The organism is Alcaligenes sp. GCM10023179 (assembly GCF_042653705.1).
GTDB classification, from domain to species: Bacteria; Pseudomonadota; Gammaproteobacteria; order Burkholderiales; family Burkholderiaceae_B; genus Alcaligenes; species Alcaligenes phenolicus.
On sequence record NZ_JBHSIQ010000001.1, the window covers coordinates 1650267 to 1670532 of the forward strand.

A 20266-nucleotide genomic window follows, 5' to 3' on the forward strand; every position below is an offset into this window, starting at 1 on the left:
GTCATGGTCCATGCGGGTTGCAGAATGTGTAGAACGGATTATGACCGGAATTGCTTCTCAAAAGAATAATCGCTCGATGCTGGCCTTGAAGGCAACTGGTTTGGCATTGGCACTGGGATTGCACGTGGGTGTCGTGGCTACCATCTTGTGGACGGAAACCCCCAAGATTGTGGGTGAACCCGCCCCCATGGATGTTGTTGGGGTGACTTTGGTGGAAGTGTCGGAGTCCCCGGTTCAGCAAGAGCAGGTCAGTGCCCCTCCTGAAGAGGTGGTGGCCGAGCCGGAACCTGAGCCCGAACCCGAGGTGGAACCGGACCCCGAGCCCGAGCCAGAACCGGTTGTTGAGCCGGAACCCGAGCCAGAGCCTATCGTGGAAAAACCTCCGATTCCCGAGCCGCCCAAGCCCAAACCAAAACCCAAGCCGAAACCCAAGCCCAAGCCACAGCCCAAGCCCGAGGTTCCACCGGCAGAAACACCGCAGCCTGCTCAACCAGCCGCTCCTGCCGCTCAAGCAGGTCCAGCTACGGACAATACGTCCTCCCAAACTGCCGCCCGTTCTACGGATGGTGATCGGCCCAAGCTGATTGGTCGTGTGGATTATTTGGGACGTCGTCCTGTGCCGGTGTACCCCCGGGCTTCCGAGCGCCGTCGTGAGCAGGGCCGCGTGGTGGTTCGTGTAGTGATTTCAACCCAAGGAACCGTGCTGGAAGCCAAAGTGCAAAGCTCCTCAGGCTATGAACGTCTGGATGAGTCGGCACTGAAAGCAGTACGCACAGCGCGTTTCAAACCGTATACGGAAAATGGTGTGGCCTATCGTGCCATGGCCGATATTCCTTTCGACTTTGTTTACTAGGATATATCAATGATGCAGGAACTATTTCAAAGCGTATGGGTAAGCCTGGCACAAGTTGCAGGGCCTGTTGCAGATCAGGCTGCCGCCAGTGTTGCTGCCGCTGAGGAAGCGACCGGGGTGCTGCACTTTATCCAGCAAAGTGATGTGGTCGGCAAGACCTTGTTCGTCATTCTGGCCTTGATGTCGGTTGCCAGTTGGTACCTGATTATCGTCAAGGGTGTGCTGTCCTTCCGCCTGAAGCGCCGCTCGCAAGGTTTCATGCGTGAATTCTGGTCCGCTAGTTCTCTGGAGCAGGTTGAAAACGAAATCGCCACCCACGGTGCCCGCGATCCCTTCAGTCACTTGGCCAGCCACGCTATCCACGCTCAAAAACACCATGTGAAATACGGCGCCATGCGTCTGGAAGAGAAAGGCTCCACCGATGCCTTTGTCTCGCGCATCATGCGTAAAGTCATGGATGAAGAAACCGCCAAGCTGGAAAACGGCCTGACGCTGCTGGCTTCGGTGGGTTCTACCGCTCCGTTTGTGGGGCTGTTCGGTACGGTTTGGGGTGTGTACCACGCCTTGATCAATATCGGTCTGTCCGATGGCGTAACACTGAACAAGATCGCCGGTCCTGTGGGTGAAGCCCTGGTGATGACCGGTCTGGGTCTGGCCGTGGCTATTCCTGCCGTGTTGGCTTACAACGCGTTTGTGCGTACCAACCGCGTTTACCTGTCCCAGCTGGACGCGTTTGCTCACGACCTGTTCACTTTCCTGACCACAGGCCAGCCTGTGCAAGATAACCAACCTGTTCTGCGTCGTGTCCCTAGCTCGGGCGGTGGTGCAGCATCGAGCTCGGCAGCGGCTGCCAAGCGGGAGCACTAATCATGGCTTTTGGCAGCTTTGATAATCGCAACTCGGGCTCCGCGCTGTCCGAAATCAATATGGTGCCGCTGATCGACGTCATGCTGGTGTTGCTGGTGATCTTTCTGATCACTGCTCCGCTGCTGTCGCACTCCATCAAGATTCAGCTGCCCCAGGCGACGTCTGAACCAGTCCAGCAAGATCCCAAGACGATTGATCTGGCGATTGACGCAGAAGGGCAGATCTTCGTGAACGAGCAGCCGGTGGCGCTGGAAGATCTGACCGCCACGCTGGCCCCTTATTCCAAGGATCAGCCTCAGCCTGAATTGCGTATCCGTGCCGATACCGATACTCGCTACGAAACCCTGGCCCAGGTCATGAGCCGTTCCAAGGCTTCCGGCCTGACCCGTCTGGGTTTCATCACCCGCCCAGGTCCGACGACCAAGGCAGCGGGTGACGAGGGCGAAGCCAAGGAAGGCGCCGTCGCCGACCAGAAGGCCGTCGAGCCTAAACCTGCTCTGTAATTCCAGGTTCTTCTTCGTGTTGTTTTTTCTGGCCCCTCGCTTTGCATCTGCAACGCGAGGGGCCAGTTTCGTAATAAAATCCCCCGAATGCGTGTACTAGTTATCGAAGACGACGCCATACTGGGCGCCGCACTGCAGGAATTTCTCAACGATCAGGGCTACGCTGTTGACTGGCTCCAGGAAGGCGAAAGTGCCTTGAAGGAGTTGGCCGCCCAGGTCTACGATCTTCTGCTCCTGGACTTGAACTTGCCCGGCATCAGTGGCCTGGATGTGCTGCGCCAATTGCGCCAGCAGGGCAACGCCATTCCCGTTCTGATTCTGACTGCGCGTGATGGTGTGGATGATCGCGTCGGCGGCCTGGATGCCGGTGCTGACGACTACCTGATCAAACCTTTTGACCTGTCCGAGCTGGCCGCCCGCGTGCGTGTTTTTGGCCGCCGCCGCAGTGGTCAGGTACAGCCCATTATTGATGTGGGCCCCTTGAGCTTTGATACCATTGGCCGCGAGCTGCGCTGTGCCGGTCAACGTGTGACCTTATCGGTGCGCGAGCTGTCCGTACTGGAAATGCTGATGATGCGCGCGGGCCGTGTGGTCACCAAGCAGCAAATTATCAACTCCTTGTCTGCTTGGGATGCCGATTTCAGCGACAATGCGGTCGAAGTCTACGTGTATCGTTTGCGCAAGCGCCTGGAAGGCACCGGGGCTGTCATACAGACTGTGCGCGGCTTTGGCTATTTGCTCGATGTGGAGAGCGTGGCCGGAGCATAACGGCAGCCCGTGCCCGCTGCCTGAAACCTTAGGTCAACCATGCCCGATCAGCATCTTTCTCCAGCGGTAAAAACCTCCTTGTTGCGAGGCTGGCTGGAGCGCTTTCTTGCTCCCGGTTCTTTGGCCCGTAAACTGATGGGCCGTCTGTTTCCCCCGATTTCCATTCTGGTGGTGCTCGACTTGAGCGTTACCTGGATACTGACGCGCCGCATGAGCCTGGAAGACTGGCTGCTGCGCGATATTTTCTGGACCATGGCGCTCAGTCAGGTCTTGCTGGTCAGTCTGATTGCCTGGGTGCTGCTGTCGGGGATTCGCTCGCAGCTGGCGTCCATTGATGATTTGTCACAACAAATCCGCAACCGCTCCGATGACGACTTCGAGCGCCTGGATGCCAGCGCCTTGCCTGCTGAAATAGTGCCGCTGGTGGAGCACTTTAACGAATTGCTGGAACGTCAGCGTGATACGCTGCAGGCGCAAAAGCGTTTTATTGGTCACGCTGCGCATCAGTTGCGCACACCCTTGACGGGCTTGCAGTTGGAGTCCGAGCTGATGCTGGCAAGGCCTTTGCCAGAAGATATCCGCCAACGGGCCGAGCGCATCAAAAGTGTCTCGGACCGCATGATTCGTCTGGGCCAGCAGTTGTTGGTGCTGGCACGTACTGATGCGGACACCAATATTAAAGACAGCTTTGTGCGTCTGGACTTATGTGAATGGGCGCGCGAGGAGGGCGGTGACTGGTTCTTGCAGGCGCGTCAGCATGGTGTGGAAATCCATTTGCTGGCACCTGAAAAGCCGGTCTGGATTGATGCTGCCCCCGTGCTCCTACGGGAGTTATTGTCCAATCTGATGGATAACGCCTTGCGCTACGGGCAAGGAACAGATCGCATCGTCTTGCGGGTGGCCAGTAATCCACCCTCCTTGTCGGTGGAAGATCACGGGCCGGGCATTGAATCCAGCGAGCAGCAGCGGGTATTTGAAGCGTTTTATCGCTCCCCCGGCACACAAGCAGGAGGCTCCGGCTTGGGTTTGGCCATTGTGCAGGAAATTGCCCGTGCGCATGGCGCCTGGTGGAGCTTGATGAGCCGTCCTGATTTTCCAGGCACTCGCATCACCATTGTTTTTCCCGGCCCGCGTATTGGTGCGCGTCTGACCCGGCACGACACTTTGATTGGAAACTAAGCCTTGAACACAGCAACAGAAAACCCCAAAAAAGCGGCTCAGGCCGCCTTGCTAATGGGCGCTTTAGGCGTGGTGTATGGCGATATTGGAACCAGCCCGCTCTACACCATGAAAGTGGCCTTGAGCGCCTACGGACAGCCTGGTGCTGAACAGGTCTATGGTGTGCTGTCCTTGTTGTTCTGGCTGCTGACTCTGGTGGTCTCCATCAAGTACGTCACAGTGGTGTTGCGTCTGGACAATAAAGGTGAGGGCGGCACGCTGGCCCTGATGGAATTGGCGGCACGCGGCATTCAGGGACCGCGTCGGCAGATTATTGTGGTGCTGGGGCTGATTGGTGCTGCCTTGTTTTATGGGGACAGCATCATTACCCCGGCCATCTCCGTGATGTCGGCGTTGGAAGGCATAGGGATGGTGTCTCACGTGCTGGACCCTTGGGTCGTACCTTTGGCCCTGGGCGTCTTGCTGGCCTTGTTTCTGATCCAGTCCCATGGCACGGGTACCATGGGTAAGTTGTTCGGCCCCATTATGTTGACCTGGTTTCTGGTGCTGGGTGGCTTGGGTCTATGGCGTGTTATTGAGCATCCCCAAGTTTTGATGGCCCTGGACCCACGGTGGGCCGTGGCTTTTATTGCTGAGGCTCCCTGGCAAACCTTTTTGCTTTTGGGGGCCTTGGTCCTGGCCTTGACGGGGGCCGAGGCCTTGTACGCCGATATGGGTCATTTTGGCCGTCCTTTAATTCGCAAAGCCTGGTTCATGATTGTCATGCCCTGCCTGGTCCTGTGTTATTTCGGCCAAGGCGCATTGTTGATCTCCGACCCAGCCGCCATTCGTAATCCGTTCTTCTTCCTGGCTCCCAACTGGGCCTTGGTGCCCATGGTGATGCTGGCAACGGTTGCAACCGTGATTGCCTCCCAGTCCGTGATATCCGGGGCGTTTTCTGTAACTCGCCAGGCGGTGCAGCTTGGCTTCTGGCCGCGTATGGTGATCCAACATACTTCGGCTAAAGAAGAAGGACAGATCTACTTGCCGCGTGTGAACTTGCTGCTATGCGTGGCGGTGATGATTCTGGTCCTGAGCTTTGGCTCCTCGGATCGCCTGGCCCATGCTTATGGCTTTGCAGTCACGGGGACCATGCTGATGACCAGTTTACTGGCTCTGGTACTGCTGCCGCGCCGCGCTAGCGGAATCAAGCGCTGGGCCTGGCTGGGGCTCCTGGGCGTTTTCCTGATTCTGGACATATTGCTGTTCTCGGCCAATGCGCTCAAGATTCTGGAAGGCGGTTGGCTGCCTTTGCTGGTGGGGGCTGTGCTGCTGGGCTTGATGCTGACCTGGCGTCAGGGACGAGCTGCTTTGCACGAACGTCTGCTGGAAAACAAGCAGCCGCTAAAAGAGTTTTTGCTGAGCCTGGAGGAGTACGCTCCCACCCGTGTACCAGGGACGGCGGTGTTCATGAGCACCATTCCCGACTCCGTCCCTCCGGCCTTATTGCATAACCTGAAACACAATAAAGTCCTGCATGAACAGGTCCTGTTCTTGACCGTAACCAGTGCCGGTGTGCCTTACGTTCCTTTTGGGGAGCGCTATAGCCTGCAACGTCTAAGCCGAGGCAGCTGGCAGGCGGTGGCTTCCTGGGGCTTCAAGCAAGAGCCCAATGTGCCGCAATTGCTGGAGCAGATCGCGCTGGAGCACCCGGAGCTGAATCTGGAGCCTATGCAGACATCCTACTTCCTGTCGCGTCAGACGGTGATGATTCAATCCCGTCAGCCCTGGTACTTGGGCTGGCGTCGTCGCTTGTTTGCATTCATGGCGCGTAATGCCAGCCGTAGCACGCGCTTTTTCAAGATCCCGCCTAATCGCGTGGTGGAGATGGGGATACAGGTGGAGCTGTAGCTGCAGCGCCTGTTGTTCAGTAAAGGGCAACAGGCTGTGAGGTTTGGTCTTAGGCGTGGAGCGGTTTTATTAGGCTGGGTAAACGTGCTTGGTTGGCGGCTCGGGCGGCACTGTATTCCATGATGTAGGCCGTATGCTCAGCCAGTTCTGGTCCCAGGAAACGCTCCAGCAAGTAGAGCGTCAGGTCTACGCATAGGCTGACCCCACCGCCAGTGATGATGTCTCCTTCGTCAACCAGCAGGGCCTCGCGTACAGAGCAGTCCACGGTCATTTCGGACAATGTGCTCAGAGGAGAGGTCTCTGGCGCTGCATAGGCGGCTTTGCTGGTCGCAGTACGGCCATCCAGTAGTCGAGCGCTGGCCAGCAGCAGTGCCCCTGTGCAGACGCTAACCATGACATCCCCACGAGCATGACGTTGACGTAGAAAGTTTAATAGTACGGGGTTATTGGCTTGTGTTCGCCATCCTGGACCGCCGGTGATGATGGTGATATCGGCGGCCGGTGCTTGTGCAAAGCTGTATTCCGTCTCCAGATGCAAACCGTTGCGTAATCGTATCGTTCCGCCGGTTTCGGAGAGGGTGTGGTACTGCAGCTCTGGAGCCAGACGTTTTGCCATCGACAAGGTGCCTAAAATACCAACCTCAATAGGCTCTACGTCTTCGTACAAGATGATGCCAATATGCATAAGGAAACCTCCGCAAAAGTTTCCTAATAATATTCAAAAGTTTCCTTTTTGGCAACTTGAGCGTCTGGTCTGGTTTTTTATTCGTCGCTCGGTGGTTCGATAATCACGACCAATGCTTGGGCATCGCCATCCAGCGCTCGGCCTCGGTGGGGCGTGTTGGACTCAAAGTACATGCTATCGCCCGCTTCAAGCCTGACTTTGGCTAATTGCCCATGTATTTTGAATTCGAATTCGACCATACCAGTCAACAGGTAGACGAATTCTTCGCCGGCATGTTCAAAAAACACTTGCGGATCAGTGTGTTGGGGAAAGGTGAACATGAACGGATCCATGTTGCGGTTAGCTTTTTTATGTGCAAGGCTGACATAGTCGTAGCCGTACTCGCTCCCCCCTCGGCTGACTGGTTTACGCTCCCAACTGTGTACAACAGACACAGGTGAGTCCTGGCTTAGCGGCATGGTTTGATTGTCTTGGTCCGGATCGACAAAGAAGGCGCTTAAGTCCACTCCCATGGCTCGTGCAATGCGAGCTAAGGTTCCGATGGGCGGGGCTTTGTTGCCATTTTCGATTTTGGATAAATACCCCTTGGTAAAGCCGGAGCGTTCGGCCAAGGTATCCAGGGTCAGGCGATGTTCACGCCGCAGTTCACGCAGCCGTTTACAGACGGCTGCCTCTTCTTGTTCGGGCTTGTCGCTATTAGGGCTAAGAGAGCTAAGTTCCTCGGTCACGCCTGATTCCACGTCTGAACGGTATGAAGGAAGATACGGCCCCACTGGGTGAGGCCGTATCTGCGGGCAATGAAAACAGTTTGGTAGCCAGCGGGTGTAACGCGAGCAACCTAGCTTGAATCATACCGTATGAGTGCGAAGGTGCGCAGTGGCTTTCTCAGCGTTGCAGCAAGGCGAGCTTGTTGGTTTGCGTTGACCAAAAGTGCGCGTCTGGATGGGCGGGTGGTCCACTGAAAGCGATTGGCCAGCTTTGTGCCAGTTCGGCATTAAGTGGGATGTAGTGCCGAGACTCGGGGCTTAACTCATAGTCTGAGCGAATAGCCTCCACCGGACAGGCCAGAATGCACAGCGTGCAATTGATGCAGCTTTGCGGATTGATGACCATGAAGTTCGGGCCGCGATGGAAGGCATCGGCAGGACATACCTCCAGGCACTCGCCGTATTGGCAGTTGATGCAGGGGTCGGTGACGACGCAGGTCATGGTTGCTCCTTGCAGTGCGAGGCGTCTTGCGCCTCGCGTAGCGACAGGCCGCTTAGGCGGCTTGGAAACCCGCTGTGCCAAAGAACACATTCGGTTTGCGATAGACCGCCAGCAAAATGCACCCCTCGTCAGAGCGTGTTTCGTGTAAAGAGCCGGGATGACGCCAGACATATTGACCAGCTCGACAAATACCGTCGTGGTCGTAGAACGAGCCTTGCAAGACGTAGCTTTGTTCAATTTCCGGGTGGCGGTGAAAAGGCAAGACAGCACCAGGCTCCCACTTGAGAAGCACTGTCATCTCACCTTCGGCATCGTTACGATAAAGAACTTTCATCGATATTTTTTCGAATTGTGAAGGTTGCCATTCCATGGATTTGGGATCTACATAGACGGAGCCGCCTTGGGTAGGTTCCAGCTTCCCTTTGAGACGTTGGGCATAGTGATTGCTTTCAGCTTGTTCCGTGACGTTGGTTTCTGTATTCATGATGTCTCCTTGGTTGGGCCGCCCATGTGGGTCGGTAGTCGTAATCTAGTAAAAAGTTTCTTATTAGTCAACTTTTAGTATAAAAATAAGAATAAGTTTACTTATAAACCCTAATTTAAGCTTAAAAAGTTTCCTGTCAGTATTTGCCCACCGTATGTGGTATTTGCGGGCACATCCATAGGAGGCCCGGATCGATAGTCGGGCCTGATAATCAGGAGACAAGAATGAGCATTTCAGTTAAGGCGGAAAGTCTGGGGGACTCTGCCACTCAGGAGCGGCAAGCGCTGGAGGAGGAAAGATCCATGCGACGTGTCGTGATGGCCAGCGTGATTGGCACGACGGTAGAGTGGTACGACTTTTTGTTGTATGGCACGGCGGCTGCATTGGTATTTAACAAGATCTTTTTTCCTGGCTTGGACCCGCTGATGGGGACCTTGGCCGCGCTGGGTTCGTTCGCAGTCGGTTTTATTGCCCGCCCTTTGGGTGGCGTGGTGTTTGGGCATTTTGGTGATCGAGTTGGTCGTAAATCCATGCTGATGTTGACCATGTTCTTAATGGGGGGAGGCACATTTGCGATTGGCTTGTTACCTACCTATGAACAGATTGGGGTCTGGGCTCCTATTGCCTTGATTTTGCTGCGTATTATTCAGGGCTTCGGTATTGGTGGGGAGTGGGGAGGGGCAGCGCTAATGGTCATTGAGCACGCTCCCCGAGATCGACGGGGGTTTTACGGTAGTCTGGTACAGGTGGGTTTCCCGCTGGGTATGCTGGCATCGACTGGCATTCTGGCCTGGCTAAGTCGTTTGCCGGAAGCCGAGTTTCTGAGTTGGGGATGGCGAGTGCCGTTCCTGCTGAGTGTGGTGCTGGTTGCCTTGGGTTTTTATATCCGTTTGCAGGTGGTTGAGTCCCCTGTCTTTCAGGTCAGTCAGGAGGAGGGCGAAAAAGCCGGTTCGGAGGTAAAAACAGACAAGGCGCCTCTCTGGCAAATTCTGACCAAGCATCGCCTGAATCTTTGCCTCAGCATTGGACTGAAAGTATGTGAAGTTGCCTGGGTGTATATCCTGACGGTCTTTGTGATTGTCTACGGGACTAACGCCTTGAATCTACCCAAGGGCTTGATTCTGGATGGGGTGCTTCTTGGGGCCGTGCTGGAAATCGGCTTTATTCCCCTTTTTGGCTACCTGTCTGACAAGGTGGGGCGTAAGGCTTTGTACTATTTCGGGTCTTGCTTCGTGTTACTTGCGGTCTATCCTTTGTTTCTCTGTCTGGAAACGCGTGACCCAACACTGATCATCGGAGCGATTGCGGCATGCATGGTTTTTGGCCATGGTCCGATGTACGGCCCTCAGGCTGCTTATTTGCCGGAGTTGTTCGGTACCAAAGTACGTTATAGCGGTGCATCTTTAGGCTGCCAGGTAGCTGCCGGGGTGGGCGGTGGTCTGGCGCCTATGTTGGCGACATGGTTATTAGCTAGCCAAGGGCACTATTGGGGCGTGGCCGTGATGGTGCTGGCGTTGGCTGTGATCACTTTGTGGGCAACATGGCGTAGCCCTGAAACATACAGGGATGATTTGACCCAGACGCAGTAGTAGGGAGCAAGGTCAAAAAAACAGCGCCTGATAAAGGCGCTGTTTTTTTGTAAGGATAGCGATTTGCCTTACTGAGCAGGCACCACAGTCGTGGTTTCGCGAAGGATACCGCCGCCTTCCACGCTACCGCGTACCGTTGTGTCCTGGCCGGTCATGGATTTCAGGCAGTCTTGCTGGCGATCAGCGGGTAAGCGATGGCAGCGCGCTTGCCGGTTGGCATCCAGATTGTGATCGCGTTTGTCCAGCTTGTGATGGCGCTCGGCTTGCAGCGCGGCACCGGCTTCGCGACGGCAAGTGGTGCGCTGGTCTCCTTTGAATTGCTCACAGCGCTGGATGTCGTGTCGGTAGTCTTGGGACGGGGTTTGAGCCCAGGCAGCAGAGGACAGCAAACCCAGGCTGAGCAGGCCGGCACTCAGAATTCGGGATGGGCGTGTAAGTAGACTCATCGATCTCACTCCTTTACTTGCTAAGGGAATCACCGGCTTGGCGAGCACTGTTACGAGCAGGTATGAGTAGCAGGCCGCAAAGCCCCAAAAGCGACTGCGTATGGGGCAATTCCCGATACGCAGTAAACACTTACTAGTATAAGTGGAGCAGTTGCAAGTGAGGGTAATAAAACTTGTCTAAACCCTCACGGCTTGACTTAGGTCTTGTCGCCGGCTGGTGGTTGAGCCAAATCTTTGGGCAGAGGCGCTTTATGTGGCATGTCCAGATAGCCTGGCTCGTCAGGGCCATATTCGGCCAGACGTTGGCGATGCTCGCGTTTGATGGCAGCGCGCATCAGAAAGATGGCGGTGACCGGCGAGGTAATGATCAAGAGCACACTCAGGATGAGCGGATGCAGAATGGGACGGCTCATCAAGTGGCTGGCGCTGATGGCGACGGCCAGCACCATGAAAAACGTACCCAGCGTGTTCCCCATGGTGGGGGCATGGATGCGTGAATAAAAGTGTTTGAAGCGCAGCAAGCCAGCCGAACCCACCAGGGCCACGATGCCGCTAAGAACAAGCAAAAGGGCAACCGGGACAGCCAGCCACCAAGGTAGTAAAGGCGTATTCATGGCTCGATCACCTCGGCACGCAGCAGGAATTTCGCCATGGCTGCCGAGCCTACAAAACCAAACAGGGCAATCAGCAAGGCGATATCAAAGTACAGGGTAGAGTCAAAACGGATGCCCAGGGCCAGCAAGGCCAGCATACCGTTGATGTACATGGTGTCCAGCGCCAGCACGCGGTCGGCGGCAGAGGGGCCTTTAAGCAGGCGGATGACGGCGCAGCCCATGCCCAGGACAAAGCAGCCCAGGGCAAACTGACAGGCCCAGTAAACAATGTCTATCATTGGAAAATCTCCAGTAGCGGTCCTTGGTAGCGCTTCTGAATAGTGTCTAACCAGACCTGTTCGTCTTGCAGATCCAGAATGTGCAAAGTCAGGACGCGGGTCTCGTAATCGAAGCCGGACCAGACAGTACCTGGGGTGTAGGTAATGATGCACGCCAAGGCTGCCAGACCATGTGGGTCAGTCAGTTGCAACGGAATGGCCAGAAAGCCCGGACGAGGTGCTTTGCTGCCTTTCAGAACCAGATGGCCAACGGCAATATTGGACAGCACAATGTCCCAGGCCACTTGGCAAATCAGTTTCAAGGCCAGAAAGGGGTGGCGGATGCTGGCCTTAACCGGACGAAATGGAATGGCTGCCAAGCTCAGGGCGATAGCCAGGAACAGGCCCAGCACCACGTAACCGGCCGAGAGCGAGTCGTTCAGCAGCAGCCACAGGCCAAGCAGCAGCAAGGGCAGAAAAAGATGTTTGGTATAGCGTCGCATCAGAATCACTCCGCTTGAACAGAACGTAGCGGGTTCTGCCGCAGGACGGACCCAATATAAATACGGGGTTCGTCCAGTTGCTGGGCTGTTTGTTCCAGGTAGGTGGTGATCGGGCCGGCATACCAGCTCAAGATCCCGCAAGCCACAATAATGCTGGCAATGGGAGCAGCTTCGATCAGCTTCAGGCGGGGAATCGTCAGGGAGCTATTGCTCCAGAACAGACGAATGCCCACACGTACCATGGCGATCAAACCGGCTACGCCGGAAATCAGCACGGCAGCGGTCAGAATCCAGGCGTTTAGAGGTTCTGGCGATTGGCCCGAGGCTTTCAGCGCGGCTGTCAGCAAGGACAGCTTGGCCACAAAACCGGACAGCGGTGGCAGGCCCACAATCAGCAAGGCGCAGGCAATAAAGGACATGCCCAGGAACACCATCACGCCAGGGATAGCCACACCTACCACGTCATCGCTATTGTCTTCGGACTCCGGGTCGTCCAGATCAAAGACCTCCTGACTGACGGCCAGCAGGTCGGCACCAAAAGGTTTGGTACGGCTAACCAGTTCCAGCAGCAAGAAAAAAGCACCCAAGGCCAGAACGCTGCTGAGCATGTAGTACAGGGCAGGGCCGGTCAGGATGACGCCGGGCATGCCCAAGGCGGCCAGCAAGGTGCCGGAGGACACGATGATGCAATAACTGGCCAGTCGTTCGGGTTGCTGTGCGGCCATGACACCAATAGCGCCGAAGGCCAGCGTGGCGATCCCGGCGGGGAACATCCAGGCCACGCCAAAGGCGGCAGGTGCTCCCGTAGGCAGCAGCAAGGAGCCGATACGCAGCAGCGCGTAAATACCCACTTTGGTCATGATCGCAAACATGGCAGCGACCGGCGCACTGGCATTGCCATAGGCATTGGGTAGCCACAAGTTCAAGGGCCAGGCGGCGGCCTTGATCAGAAAGGCAATCCCCAGAATGGCCATGGCCGATTCAAATACCAGACGATCCGAATCCGGCATGGAGCCAGCACGCAGAGCCAGATCAGCCATGTTCAGGGTGCCGGTGACACCGTAGACCAAGGCGATGGCAATCAGCAGCAAGAAGGAGGAGATCAGGTTGACGGCAATGTAATGCAGGCCGGCACTGACGCGGGCCGCGCCCGAACCGTGCAGCATCAGACCATAGGATGCTGCCAACAGAACCTCAAAGAACACAAACAGGTTGAACAGGTCGCCGGTCAGGAACGCGCCGTTCAGGCCCATCAAGAGCAGCTGGAACAAGGAGTGGAAATGCACCCCCACGCGATCCCAGCGTGCTAGCGAATAGAACCAGCAGCAAAAGGCCAGCACATTGGTCAGCACCAGCAAGAAGGCGGCCAGCCGGTCCACGACCAGCACAATCCCGAAGGGAGCGGGCCAGTCACCGAGCAGGTACACACCGACGGACTGCGGCCAGATCGGATCCAGTGTGCCATCGGCCAGCAACAGCAGGTAGACCGCGCAGAACAGTTGAGCCAATAAGGAGCTGAAAGCGATCAGCAGCTTGTAGTGACGGCGCTTGTCGCGCAGCATCACCATCAGGGCCGCGGCCATCATGGGGATGGCAACGGGCAATACGGGCAAGTGTTGGTTGAGTAGACTCACAGATCGTCTTCCTCGCGGCCATCAACGTGGTCGGTGCCGCTCAGGCCGCGGTTGGCCAGAATGACGACCAGAAACAAGGCGGTAGTGGCAAAACCAATCACAATTGCGGTCAGTACCAGTGCTTGTGGCAAAGGATCGGCGTAGCTGGCGCCCAGCTCGCTGCTATTGATCACGGGTGCAGCACTGATTTTGAGTCGCCCCATACTAAAGATGAACAGGTTCACGGCATAGGAGACCAGGGCCAGTCCCATGATGACCTGAAAGGTACGCGGGCGCAGCAGGAGCCAGACGCCCGAGCCCGCCAGCACACCAATCGCAATTGAAAGCACGATTTCCATTATTTATTCTCCATCCCGGATGCAGCGTTCGAGGCGGATTGCAGCGACGGCAGTTTGCGATAAAAACGTAGGGACTGGTGGGCCAGCGCGACCAGAATCAGGATGGTGGAACCAATCACCAGCATGAATACACCAATGTCAAAGATCAGTGCGCTGGAAGTATGCACGTCGCCCACCAGGGGCAGGTGCAGATCCCAGCTTTGGGCAGACAGGAAGGGCTTGTTGAAGGCCCAGACCAGCATGGCAGCCACTCCGGCTGTCAGCAGACCCAAGCCAATCCAGGTTTGAGGCTGAATCAGAGGGCGGGACTCCATCCACACCACGCCGCTAACCATGTATTGCAGGATAATGCCGGTTGCCATGATCAGGCCGCCCACAAAACCGCCACCGGGCAGGTTGTGCCCACGCAGCAAGAAGTACAGGGCGATCAGCGTGGAGATAGGCAGCAACAGCCGCAGCAAGACAGCTGGAATTTGCATGATGCCTTCTGGCAACGGTGTCTTGGGGTCCGGCTCCACAAAGACGGCTTCGCGGCTGTCCTTGACGTTCTGGCGACGGGCCAGAGGCTGGGCGATGGCTTCGATGGGTGGACGGAAGCGTCGCAGCAGCGCAAAGACCGTCAGGGCCACAATGCCCAACACCACGATTTCACCAAAGGTATCGAAGCCGCGGAAGTCCACCAGAATCACGTTCACCACGTTCGCGCCACCGCCCAGGGGCAGGGCCTTTTCGACAAAGAAGGGCGAGATGCCGCTGGGGTGAGGGCGTGTCATCATGGCGTAGGCCAGAGCGGCAATACCGCAACCGGCCAGAATGGCAATAATCAAGTCGCGGCTACGGCGGAAAAGGGCGCGACCACTATTGTCCTGGCCGCCAGGCATATCACTGACGCGTTGCGGCAACCAGCGCAGGCCCAGCAAAATCAGCACAACGGTGACCACTTCCACCGCCAACTGGGTCAGCGCCAGGTCAGGGGCGGAAAGCCAGGCAAAGGTCAGGCTGGTAACCAGTCCAGCGCCACCAGATAGCAGCAGGGAGGCCGGGCGGTGGAACTTGGCTTGACGAGCCGCACCAATCGCGCAGGCAATTCCGACGGCCCACATCAGGGCAAAGAAGGGGTCGATGGGGGTGGAAATAGTGGACTTGAACCAGTTGCCGCGAACCAGAGGCAGGGCAGCAACACAGATTGTGGCCACAATAATCAGCAAGGTCTGACGCTGCAGGCGTGGCGAGTAAAGCTTGCCCACGGCCCAGTTGGCTGCGACTTCCAGATACTCCATGGCCAGCTCAAAGAAGCGTCGGCCATCAGCACGGGTCAGCAAAGGCGTACGGCCTTGGCGGTTCCTGTAGAAGCGGTTGATGATCAGAACGAAGATCACACCCATGCCCGTGGCGACCAGACTCATGATCAGGGGCAGGTTGAAACCATGCCAGACGGCCAGGTCGTACTGGGGCATTTCTGCACCCAAGATGGCGCTAGCTGCAGTATGCAAGAAGGGGCCAAAAGTCAGGCTGGGAATAATGCCGACCAAGAGACAGGTCAGTACCAGAATCGCGCTGGGGATCAACATGCGGCGAGGCGGCTCGTGTGGCTCGCGGGGCAAGTCCTTGGCGACGGGGCCAAAAAACACCTGTGCAATAAAGCGCAAGGAGTAGGCCACGCTGAAGGAGCCCGCAATTACGGCCACCACGGGCAGAGCATATTCCCAGGTGTTGCCATTGCTGGCCAGAATGGTCTCGGCAAAGAACATTTCTTTGGAGATGAAGCCATTCAATAGGGGCACACCGGCCATGGCAGCCGCCGCAACGGTAGCCAAGGTGGCAGTCAAGGGCATGGCGTGGCGCAAACCGGAAAGCCGGTTCAGGTTACGGGTACCGGTCTCGTGGTCCACGATACCGGCAGCCATGAACAGGGAGGCCTTGAAGGTCGCGTGATTCATCATGTGAAACAGCGCCGCGACCAGAGCCAGTGGGCTGTTCAGGCCCAACAGCAAGGTAATCAGACCCAGGTGGCTGATGGTGGAATAGGCCAGTACGCCCTTCATGTCGCGCTGGAACATGGCCACATAAGCCCCCAGCGTCAGGGAACACAGGCCAGCGCCGCCAATAATGACAGCCCATTCCGTGGTGCCCGACAAGGCAGGCCACAGGCGCGCCAGCAGGAATACCCCGGCCTTGACCATGGTGGCCGAGTGCAAATAGGCGGACACAGGTGTGGGGGCAGCCATGGCGTGAGGCAGCCAGATATGGAAGGGAAACTGCGCGCTTTTAGTGAGTGCACCCAAGGCAATCAGGATCAGCATCCCGGTATACCAGGGGTGATTGCGAATCTGCTCGCCCGACTCCAGTACCACACTCAGGTCGTAACTGCCGGCAGCCTGACCCAGCATGAGCACGCCCGCCAGCAAGCAGAAACCGCCGGTTCCCGTAATGATCAGCGACATACGCGCACCCCGTCGCGCATCCATGCGGTGATACCAGTAGGCAATCAGCATGAAGGAGGACAGACTGGTCAGCTCCCAGAACACGACCAGCTGGATCAGATTGCCCGACAGCACCACCCCCAGCATCGAGCCCATAAAGGCTTGCAGAAAGGAGAAAAAACGTCGGACCGGATCCTGGGCGGACAGGTAATAGTGCGCATAAAGGGCGATCAAGGCCCCCATGGCGGTAATGATGATACTGAAAAGCCAGGCATAGCCGTCCATGCGCAGCTTGAAGGTCAAGCCATGGGCGGGTATCCAGGAGCGTGACGACTCCAGCACCTCTCCGCGAGCAATGTCCGGATAGGCGTAGAGAGTGAGTAAGGCGCACGTAACGGCGACAGCGCCTGCAAGAGATGCCTGGAGTTTGCGAGAGTTCGCGGGCATCAGGGAAGATAGCAAGCTACCAATAAACGGTAGAGCTAGGATCACGAGCAAATACATCTGACTCCAACAGGCGGTAATTTAGGCGGCTAGCGCTTAATAATACGATATATGAAGCTAAATTCAGCCCAACAGCGATAAAAAAAGCTTTTTTTTAGTTATTGCGGCCTTGATGCAGGTCAAGCGCATGCTTGAGGTTTTCTCTCACAATGAATGCTTGACTAGAAGAAACAGGTCTCGTGCAGGAGGACCCTTTATGCCGCAAACACTGGAAGCATCGGATGCCAGCGCCCCCACCGCGCCGGATATCGAAATCTCTGAAGCCCTGATCCGGCGTTTTGATCGTTCCGGGCCTCGCTATACCTCCTATCCCACTGCAGATCGTTTTTTTCAGGACTTTCCTGCTCAGCCTTATATTCACGAATTATCGCGGCGCGCCTTGAGCAGCAGTAATCCGCCTCTGTCGGTTTACCTGCATATTCCGTTTTGTCAGTCGCTTTGCTACTTCTGTGCCTGCAACAAGATCATCACTCAGGATCGTAGCAAGAGCGAGCAGTACCTGGATTACCTGCTGCGCGAAATTGATATGGTCACCCAATATATGGGTGAAGACCGGCGCACCGAACAACTGCATTTGGGCGGCGGCTCGCCCACTTTCCTGGACAATGAACAGTTGGCCCGCTTGATGGCCAAGCTCAAGGAGCAGTTCGCGTTCACGGACGATGCCGAACTGGGCATCGAGATCGACCCGCGTACCTTGGCGGAAGGCACGCTCCAGAACTTGGCGGCTCTGGGTTTTAACCGTACCAGCTTCGGGGTGCAGGATTTTGACCCCAATGTGCAAAAAGCGATCAACCGTATTCAGCCCTTCGAAATGGTCAAACGCGCCGTTGAAGAAAGCCGGGCTGCCGGTTTCCAGTCCATCAACACGGACCTGATCTACGGCCTGCCTTTGCAGACCCTGGAAAGCTTTGCCATCACCATTGACTCCTTGGTGCAACTGCGACCAGATCGCATCGCTCTGTATAACTACGCGCACTTGCCAACACGCTTCAAGGCTCAGCGTTTAATCAATGAAGAAGAGCTGCCCGATGCCGATCAGCGTCTGCAACTGTTCTTGATGTCTTCGCAGCGTCTGCTGGATGCAGGTTATGTCTATATCGGTCTGGACCACTTTGCCTTGCCGACCGACGAGCTGAATCTGGCCCGTCTGGACGGCAGTCTGCACCGCAACTTCCAGGGCTACACCACCCGCGCAGCCTGTGATCTGGTCTCTTTTGGCGTGTCGTCCATTGGTCAGGTGGGCACCATGCATGTGCAAAATGCCCGCAGCCTGCGCAATTACTACGCCGATATAGACCGGGGGCGTTTGCCTATCGAGCGGGGTATTGTGATGCAGCAGGATGATCGCCTGCGGGCGGAAGTCATCATGCATTTGATGTGCAGCATGCCAGTGCCTATCTTGCGTCTGGAAGCGCGTTACGGCATTGATTTTGCCAGCTACTTCTCTGCCGAGCTGCAAGAGCTCAACAGCTATGCCGACGCTGGCTTGCTGACAGTCGATGCCCAATCCATCCAGGTTCTGCCCAAAGGTCGTTTGTTTGTGCGCGCCTACAGCATGGTGTTCGACAAGTACTTGAGCCAGGAAAGCGGTGCGCGCTATTCCCGTCTGATTTAACACAGTGGCCGTCCTTGCAGACGGCCACGATTCTATTGCCCTGTTTCTGGTCCCGACGTGGCCGGCAGGTTCTTGCATCAACCTAAGGTATTAACATCGTGCTAAAGACGGATTTACGTCTCATGTCCCTGAAGGGAAAACTGCTTTTGCCTATTGTTCAAGGCGGCATGGGAGTCGGTATTTCGGCGTCCCGGCTGGCCGGTACTGTGGCCGCATTGGGCGGGCTGGGGACGATCTCCAGCGTGGATTTACGGCGTCATCACGAAGACCTGATGGACAGCACCCAGGGTGATGTCGAAAAAGGCGTGGTCGATGCAGCCAATTTGCAGGCCCTGGACCGCGAGATCAATCGTGCCCGAGAGCGCTCGGGTGGCAATGGCGGTATCGCCGTCAATATCATGAAGGCCGTCTCGCAGTATCCCGAGTATGTGCGTCAGTCTTGCGAGAGCGGGGCAGACGCGGTGGTGGTGGGCGCTGGCCTGCCCCTGGATTTGCCTGAGCTGGTTCAGGATCATCCCAAAGTTGCCTTGATTCCAATCTTGTCGGATGTGCGCGGCGTCACTTTACTGGTGAAGAAATGGCTGCGCCGCAAGCGTTTGCCGGATGCAGTCGTTCTGGAAAATCCCCGTTTTGCCGCAGGCCACCTGGGGGCCGCCGACGACCAATCCTTGAACAAACCTGAATATGCTTTCCAGCGCGTTCTGGAAGGCTGCCGCGCCTTGTTTCGCGAGTTGGGCCTGGAGGCCGAGCGTATTCCCTTGATCGCTGCAGGCGGGATTCACCGTCCTGAACAACTGCGTCAATTAATGGATTGGGGTGCAGATGGTGTGCAAATGGGCACTGCCTTTGCCGTCACTGAAGAAGGTGATGCGCATGAGAACTTCAAGCGCGTGTTGCTGGATGCCGAGCCCAAGGACATCGTGACCTTTATGAGCGTGGCCGGACTGCCTGCCCGTGCCGTGCGTACGCCGTGGCTGGATGCTTACCTGCATAAAGAGCAAAAGCTGCAATCGGTGGCACGCGAGCGTGCTTGCACGGAAGGTTTTGACTGCCTGGCGCATTGCGGCTTGCGCGATGGCGTGCAACGCCATGGTCAGTTTTGCATTGACCGTCAGCTGGCCTATGCCCTGAAAGGTGATGTACAGCGCGGTCTGTTCTTCCGTAGTTCCGAAGCCTTGCCTTTTGGCAAAGCCATGAAATCGGTGCGCGAGCTGATGGACTATATGTTGAATGGCCGCAGCAAAACGCCGGGCGTGGTTCCTGCGGCCTAAAACGGGATCAAGGGCTTAGCCCTTGATTTCGCGTATCAAGCCTTCCTCACCGCCATCAATGGTGTGGACGGCTTCCTTCCTTTGTGTCTCCAGTGCCAGGCGGCGGGCAATTTCATAGCATTCTTCAATATGCTGGTTGCCGACTTTGCGCAGCACTACAAAGCTGATGGAAGCGGAAATGGCGCTGCCTATCAAAGGCACATATTTGGCGCCGTATTTCCCGGCCAGTTTCTTCGCTCCCAGACGCACCAGAATATTGACCACGCGATCTGTAGTCAGCACGCGTCCCACCATGCCCAGGCCCATACTGGTTCCCCCCACGACCACCAGCTTTTTCAGCTCCGGGCTCAGGGCGTCCACATCGTTGGCCGTCAAGCCGAAGCGCGCATTGATGATGGGGATGACTTTCATCAGAATCGCCACATCCGTACCCACATCCACACCGGGGATGGGCACCACGGCTGCCGCTGCTGACAGCAGAGCGCGCCGACTGATTAGTTTGCGACATTCCTCGCGGGTTTTATCCAGTTCCTGCAGTGTCATCGTGCTCATGTGTCTGTCCTGAAATCTAAGCGGATTGATCGTGCAAGCCTTAACGCATATGGGGCGAGTACCGTGCTTTTCCAGTGAC

21 protein-coding genes are annotated in these 20266 nt (G+C 56.5%); 9 read left to right on the forward strand and 12 right to left on the reverse strand.

Annotated elements, in window-relative coordinates:
- The first annotated feature begins 49 nt into the window (after positions 1-49).
- The 6 genes from ACFPDR_RS07430 (at position 50) to ACFPDR_RS07455 (ending at position 6060) form a co-directional block, all read left to right on the forward strand.
- Positions 50-853 (forward strand): energy transducer TonB, encoded by an 804-nt coding sequence (locus ACFPDR_RS07430; RefSeq protein WP_031231965.1) that lies wholly within the window; start codon positions 50-52, stop codon positions 851-853.
- Between the two features lie 9 nt (positions 854-862).
- A complete protein-coding gene (locus tag ACFPDR_RS07435; RefSeq protein ID WP_009461741.1) occupies positions 863-1720 on the forward strand; it encodes a MotA/TolQ/ExbB proton channel family protein in 858 nt (285 codons plus the stop codon).
- A gap of 2 nt (positions 1721-1722) precedes the next feature.
- The gene (locus tag ACFPDR_RS07440; protein WP_035272865.1) at positions 1723-2223 is read left to right on the forward strand and encodes an ExbD/TolR family protein; all 501 of its coding nucleotides are present in this window, start codon (positions 1723-1725) and stop codon (positions 2221-2223) included.
- A gap of 87 nt (positions 2224-2310) precedes the next feature.
- Positions 2311-2991 carry a response regulator transcription factor gene (locus ACFPDR_RS07445; protein WP_009461744.1) on the forward strand — a complete coding sequence of 227 codons (681 nt, stop codon included), beginning with the start codon at positions 2311-2313 and terminating at the stop codon, positions 2989-2991.
- A gap of 39 nt (positions 2992-3030) precedes the next feature.
- Positions 3031-4170, forward strand: coding sequence for a sensor histidine kinase (locus ACFPDR_RS07450; RefSeq protein ID WP_035272863.1), 1140 nt, complete (start codon positions 3031-3033; stop codon positions 4168-4170).
- A gap of 54 nt (positions 4171-4224) precedes the next feature.
- Positions 4225-6060 carry a potassium transporter Kup gene (locus ACFPDR_RS07455; protein ID WP_035272888.1) on the forward strand — a complete coding sequence of 612 codons (1836 nt, stop codon included), beginning with the start codon at positions 4225-4227 and terminating at the stop codon, positions 6058-6060.
- A gap of 49 nt (positions 6061-6109) precedes the next feature.
- Here the strand turns inward: ACFPDR_RS07455 and ACFPDR_RS07460 are convergent, their stop codons facing one another.
- From ACFPDR_RS07460 to ACFPDR_RS07475, 4 genes are all read right to left on the reverse strand, one after another.
- Positions 6110-6745: a DJ-1/PfpI family protein gene (locus ACFPDR_RS07460; RefSeq protein WP_376910951.1), complete on the reverse strand. Its 636-nt coding sequence runs from the start codon at positions 6743-6745 to the stop codon at positions 6110-6112.
- A gap of 77 nt (positions 6746-6822) precedes the next feature.
- On the reverse strand, positions 6823-7473 hold the full coding sequence (locus ACFPDR_RS07465; RefSeq protein ID WP_247966718.1) for a helix-turn-helix domain-containing protein: 651 nt from the start codon (positions 7471-7473) through the stop codon (positions 6823-6825).
- Positions 7474-7630: 157 nt separating this feature from the next.
- Entirely contained in the window at positions 7631-7954 is a 324-nt protein-coding gene (locus ACFPDR_RS07470; RefSeq protein ID WP_247966719.1) for a ferredoxin family protein, read from the reverse strand.
- A 52-nt stretch (positions 7955-8006) separates the two neighbouring features.
- Complete coding sequence (locus ACFPDR_RS07475; protein ID WP_376910952.1) at positions 8007-8438, reverse strand: cupin domain-containing protein; 432 nt, start codon at positions 8436-8438, stop codon at positions 8007-8009.
- A 224-nt stretch (positions 8439-8662) separates the two neighbouring features.
- Here ACFPDR_RS07475 and ACFPDR_RS07480 point away from each other — a divergent pair, with 224 nt between their 5' ends.
- The gene (locus ACFPDR_RS07480) at positions 8663-10027 is read left to right on the forward strand and encodes an MFS transporter (RefSeq protein ID WP_376910953.1); all 1365 of its coding nucleotides are present in this window, start codon (positions 8663-8665) and stop codon (positions 10025-10027) included.
- Between the two features lie 68 nt (positions 10028-10095).
- Here the strand turns inward: ACFPDR_RS07480 and ACFPDR_RS07485 are convergent, their stop codons facing one another.
- The 7 genes from ACFPDR_RS07485 to ACFPDR_RS07515 form a co-directional block, all read right to left on the reverse strand.
- Positions 10096-10473 carry a hypothetical protein gene (locus ACFPDR_RS07485; RefSeq protein WP_035272861.1) on the reverse strand — a complete coding sequence of 126 codons (378 nt, stop codon included), beginning with the start codon at positions 10471-10473 and terminating at the stop codon, positions 10096-10098.
- A gap of 197 nt (positions 10474-10670) precedes the next feature.
- Positions 10671-11087, reverse strand: a complete 417-nt coding sequence (mnhG, locus tag ACFPDR_RS07490) for a monovalent cation/H(+) antiporter subunit G (RefSeq protein WP_088450232.1) — start codon at positions 11085-11087, stop codon at positions 10671-10673.
- The gene (locus ACFPDR_RS07495; RefSeq protein WP_009461751.1) at positions 11084-11365 is read right to left on the reverse strand and encodes a K+/H+ antiporter subunit F; all 282 of its coding nucleotides are present in this window, start codon (positions 11363-11365) and stop codon (positions 11084-11086) included. The genes mnhG and ACFPDR_RS07495 overlap by 4 nt, the downstream gene beginning before the upstream one ends.
- The gene (locus tag ACFPDR_RS07500; RefSeq protein WP_052159474.1) at positions 11362-11847 is read right to left on the reverse strand and encodes a Na+/H+ antiporter subunit E; all 486 of its coding nucleotides are present in this window, start codon (positions 11845-11847) and stop codon (positions 11362-11364) included. The genes ACFPDR_RS07495 and ACFPDR_RS07500 overlap by 4 nt, the downstream gene beginning before the upstream one ends.
- Positions 11848-11852: 5 nt before the next feature.
- On the reverse strand, positions 11853-13433 hold the full coding sequence (locus tag ACFPDR_RS07505) for a monovalent cation/H+ antiporter subunit D (protein ID WP_235332520.1): 1581 nt from the start codon (positions 13431-13433) through the stop codon (positions 11853-11855).
- A gap of 44 nt (positions 13434-13477) precedes the next feature.
- On the reverse strand, positions 13478-13819 hold the full coding sequence (locus ACFPDR_RS07510; RefSeq protein ID WP_035272858.1) for a Na+/H+ antiporter subunit C: 342 nt from the start codon (positions 13817-13819) through the stop codon (positions 13478-13480).
- Positions 13819-16746, reverse strand: coding sequence for a monovalent cation/H+ antiporter subunit A (locus ACFPDR_RS07515; RefSeq protein WP_035272857.1), 2928 nt, complete (start codon positions 16744-16746; stop codon positions 13819-13821). Before ACFPDR_RS07515 ends, ACFPDR_RS07510 begins: the two co-directional genes overlap by 1 nt.
- A gap of 196 nt (positions 16747-16942) precedes the next feature.
- Here ACFPDR_RS07515 and hemN point away from each other — a divergent pair, with 196 nt between their 5' ends.
- Both hemN and ACFPDR_RS07525 read left to right on the forward strand, forming a co-directional pair.
- Positions 16943-18364 (forward strand): oxygen-independent coproporphyrinogen III oxidase, encoded by a 1422-nt coding sequence (hemN, locus tag ACFPDR_RS07520; RefSeq protein WP_239054344.1) that lies wholly within the window; start codon positions 16943-16945, stop codon positions 18362-18364.
- 122 nt (positions 18365-18486) lie between these two features.
- On the forward strand, positions 18487-19635 hold the full coding sequence (locus ACFPDR_RS07525; RefSeq protein ID WP_021446508.1) for an NAD(P)H-dependent flavin oxidoreductase: 1149 nt from the start codon (positions 18487-18489) through the stop codon (positions 19633-19635).
- Between the two features lie 15 nt (positions 19636-19650).
- On the opposite strand, the gene ACFPDR_RS07530 is transcribed toward ACFPDR_RS07525, so the two are convergent.
- The gene (locus tag ACFPDR_RS07530) at positions 19651-20187 is read right to left on the reverse strand and encodes a hypothetical protein (protein WP_009461759.1); all 537 of its coding nucleotides are present in this window, start codon (positions 20185-20187) and stop codon (positions 19651-19653) included.
- Positions 20188-20266 lie beyond the last annotated feature (79 nt).

What these genes read in the sequence shown, in the direction of transcription:
- ACFPDR_RS07500 (WP_052159474.1), bottom strand. Translation starts at nt 11,847, where the DNA reads ATGCGACGCTATACCAAACATCTTTTTCTGCCCTTGCTGCTGCTTGGC.
- ACFPDR_RS07475 (WP_376910952.1), bottom strand. Translation starts at nt 8,438, where the DNA reads ATGAATACAGAAACCAACGTCACGGAACAAGCTGAAAGCAATCACTAT.
- ACFPDR_RS07450 (WP_035272863.1), top strand. Translation starts at nt 3,031, where the DNA reads ATGCCCGATCAGCATCTTTCTCCAGCGGTAAAAACCTCCTTGTTGCGA.
- ACFPDR_RS07445 (WP_009461744.1), top strand. Translation starts at nt 2,311, where the DNA reads ATGCGTGTACTAGTTATCGAAGACGACGCCATACTGGGCGCCGCACTG.
- ACFPDR_RS07495 (WP_009461751.1), bottom strand. Translation starts at nt 11,365, where the DNA reads ATGATAGACATTGTTTACTGGGCCTGTCAGTTTGCCCTGGGCTGCTTT.
- ACFPDR_RS07480 (WP_376910953.1), top strand. Translation starts at nt 8,663, where the DNA reads ATGAGCATTTCAGTTAAGGCGGAAAGTCTGGGGGACTCTGCCACTCAG.
- ACFPDR_RS07460 (WP_376910951.1), bottom strand. Translation starts at nt 6,745, where the DNA reads ATGCATATTGGCATCATCTTGTACGAAGACGTAGAGCCTATTGAGGTT.
- ACFPDR_RS07435 (WP_009461741.1), top strand. Translation starts at nt 863, where the DNA reads ATGATGCAGGAACTATTTCAAAGCGTATGGGTAAGCCTGGCACAAGTT.
- ACFPDR_RS07505 (WP_235332520.1), bottom strand. Translation starts at nt 13,433, where the DNA reads ATGATGGCCGCGGCCCTGATGGTGATGCTGCGCGACAAGCGCCGTCAC.
- mnhG (WP_088450232.1), bottom strand. Translation starts at nt 11,087, where the DNA reads ATGAATACGCCTTTACTACCTTGGTGGCTGGCTGTCCCGGTTGCCCTT.
- ACFPDR_RS07485 (WP_035272861.1), bottom strand. Translation starts at nt 10,473, where the DNA reads ATGAGTCTACTTACACGCCCATCCCGAATTCTGAGTGCCGGCCTGCTC.
- ACFPDR_RS07440 (WP_035272865.1), top strand. Translation starts at nt 1,723, where the DNA reads ATGGCTTTTGGCAGCTTTGATAATCGCAACTCGGGCTCCGCGCTGTCC.
- hemN (WP_239054344.1), top strand. Translation starts at nt 16,943, where the DNA reads ATGCCGCAAACACTGGAAGCATCGGATGCCAGCGCCCCCACCGCGCCG.
- ACFPDR_RS07530 (WP_009461759.1), bottom strand. Translation starts at nt 20,187, where the DNA reads ATGAGCACGATGACACTGCAGGAACTGGATAAAACCCGCGAGGAATGT.
- ACFPDR_RS07510 (WP_035272858.1), bottom strand. Translation starts at nt 13,819, where the DNA reads ATGGAAATCGTGCTTTCAATTGCGATTGGTGTGCTGGCGGGCTCGGGC.
- ACFPDR_RS07525 (WP_021446508.1), top strand. Translation starts at nt 18,487, where the DNA reads ATGTCCCTGAAGGGAAAACTGCTTTTGCCTATTGTTCAAGGCGGCATG.
- ACFPDR_RS07455 (WP_035272888.1), top strand. Translation starts at nt 4,225, where the DNA reads ATGGGCGCTTTAGGCGTGGTGTATGGCGATATTGGAACCAGCCCGCTC.
- ACFPDR_RS07470 (WP_247966719.1), bottom strand. Translation starts at nt 7,954, where the DNA reads ATGACCTGCGTCGTCACCGACCCCTGCATCAACTGCCAATACGGCGAG.
- ACFPDR_RS07515 (WP_035272857.1), bottom strand. Translation starts at nt 16,746, where the DNA reads ATGTATTTGCTCGTGATCCTAGCTCTACCGTTTATTGGTAGCTTGCTA.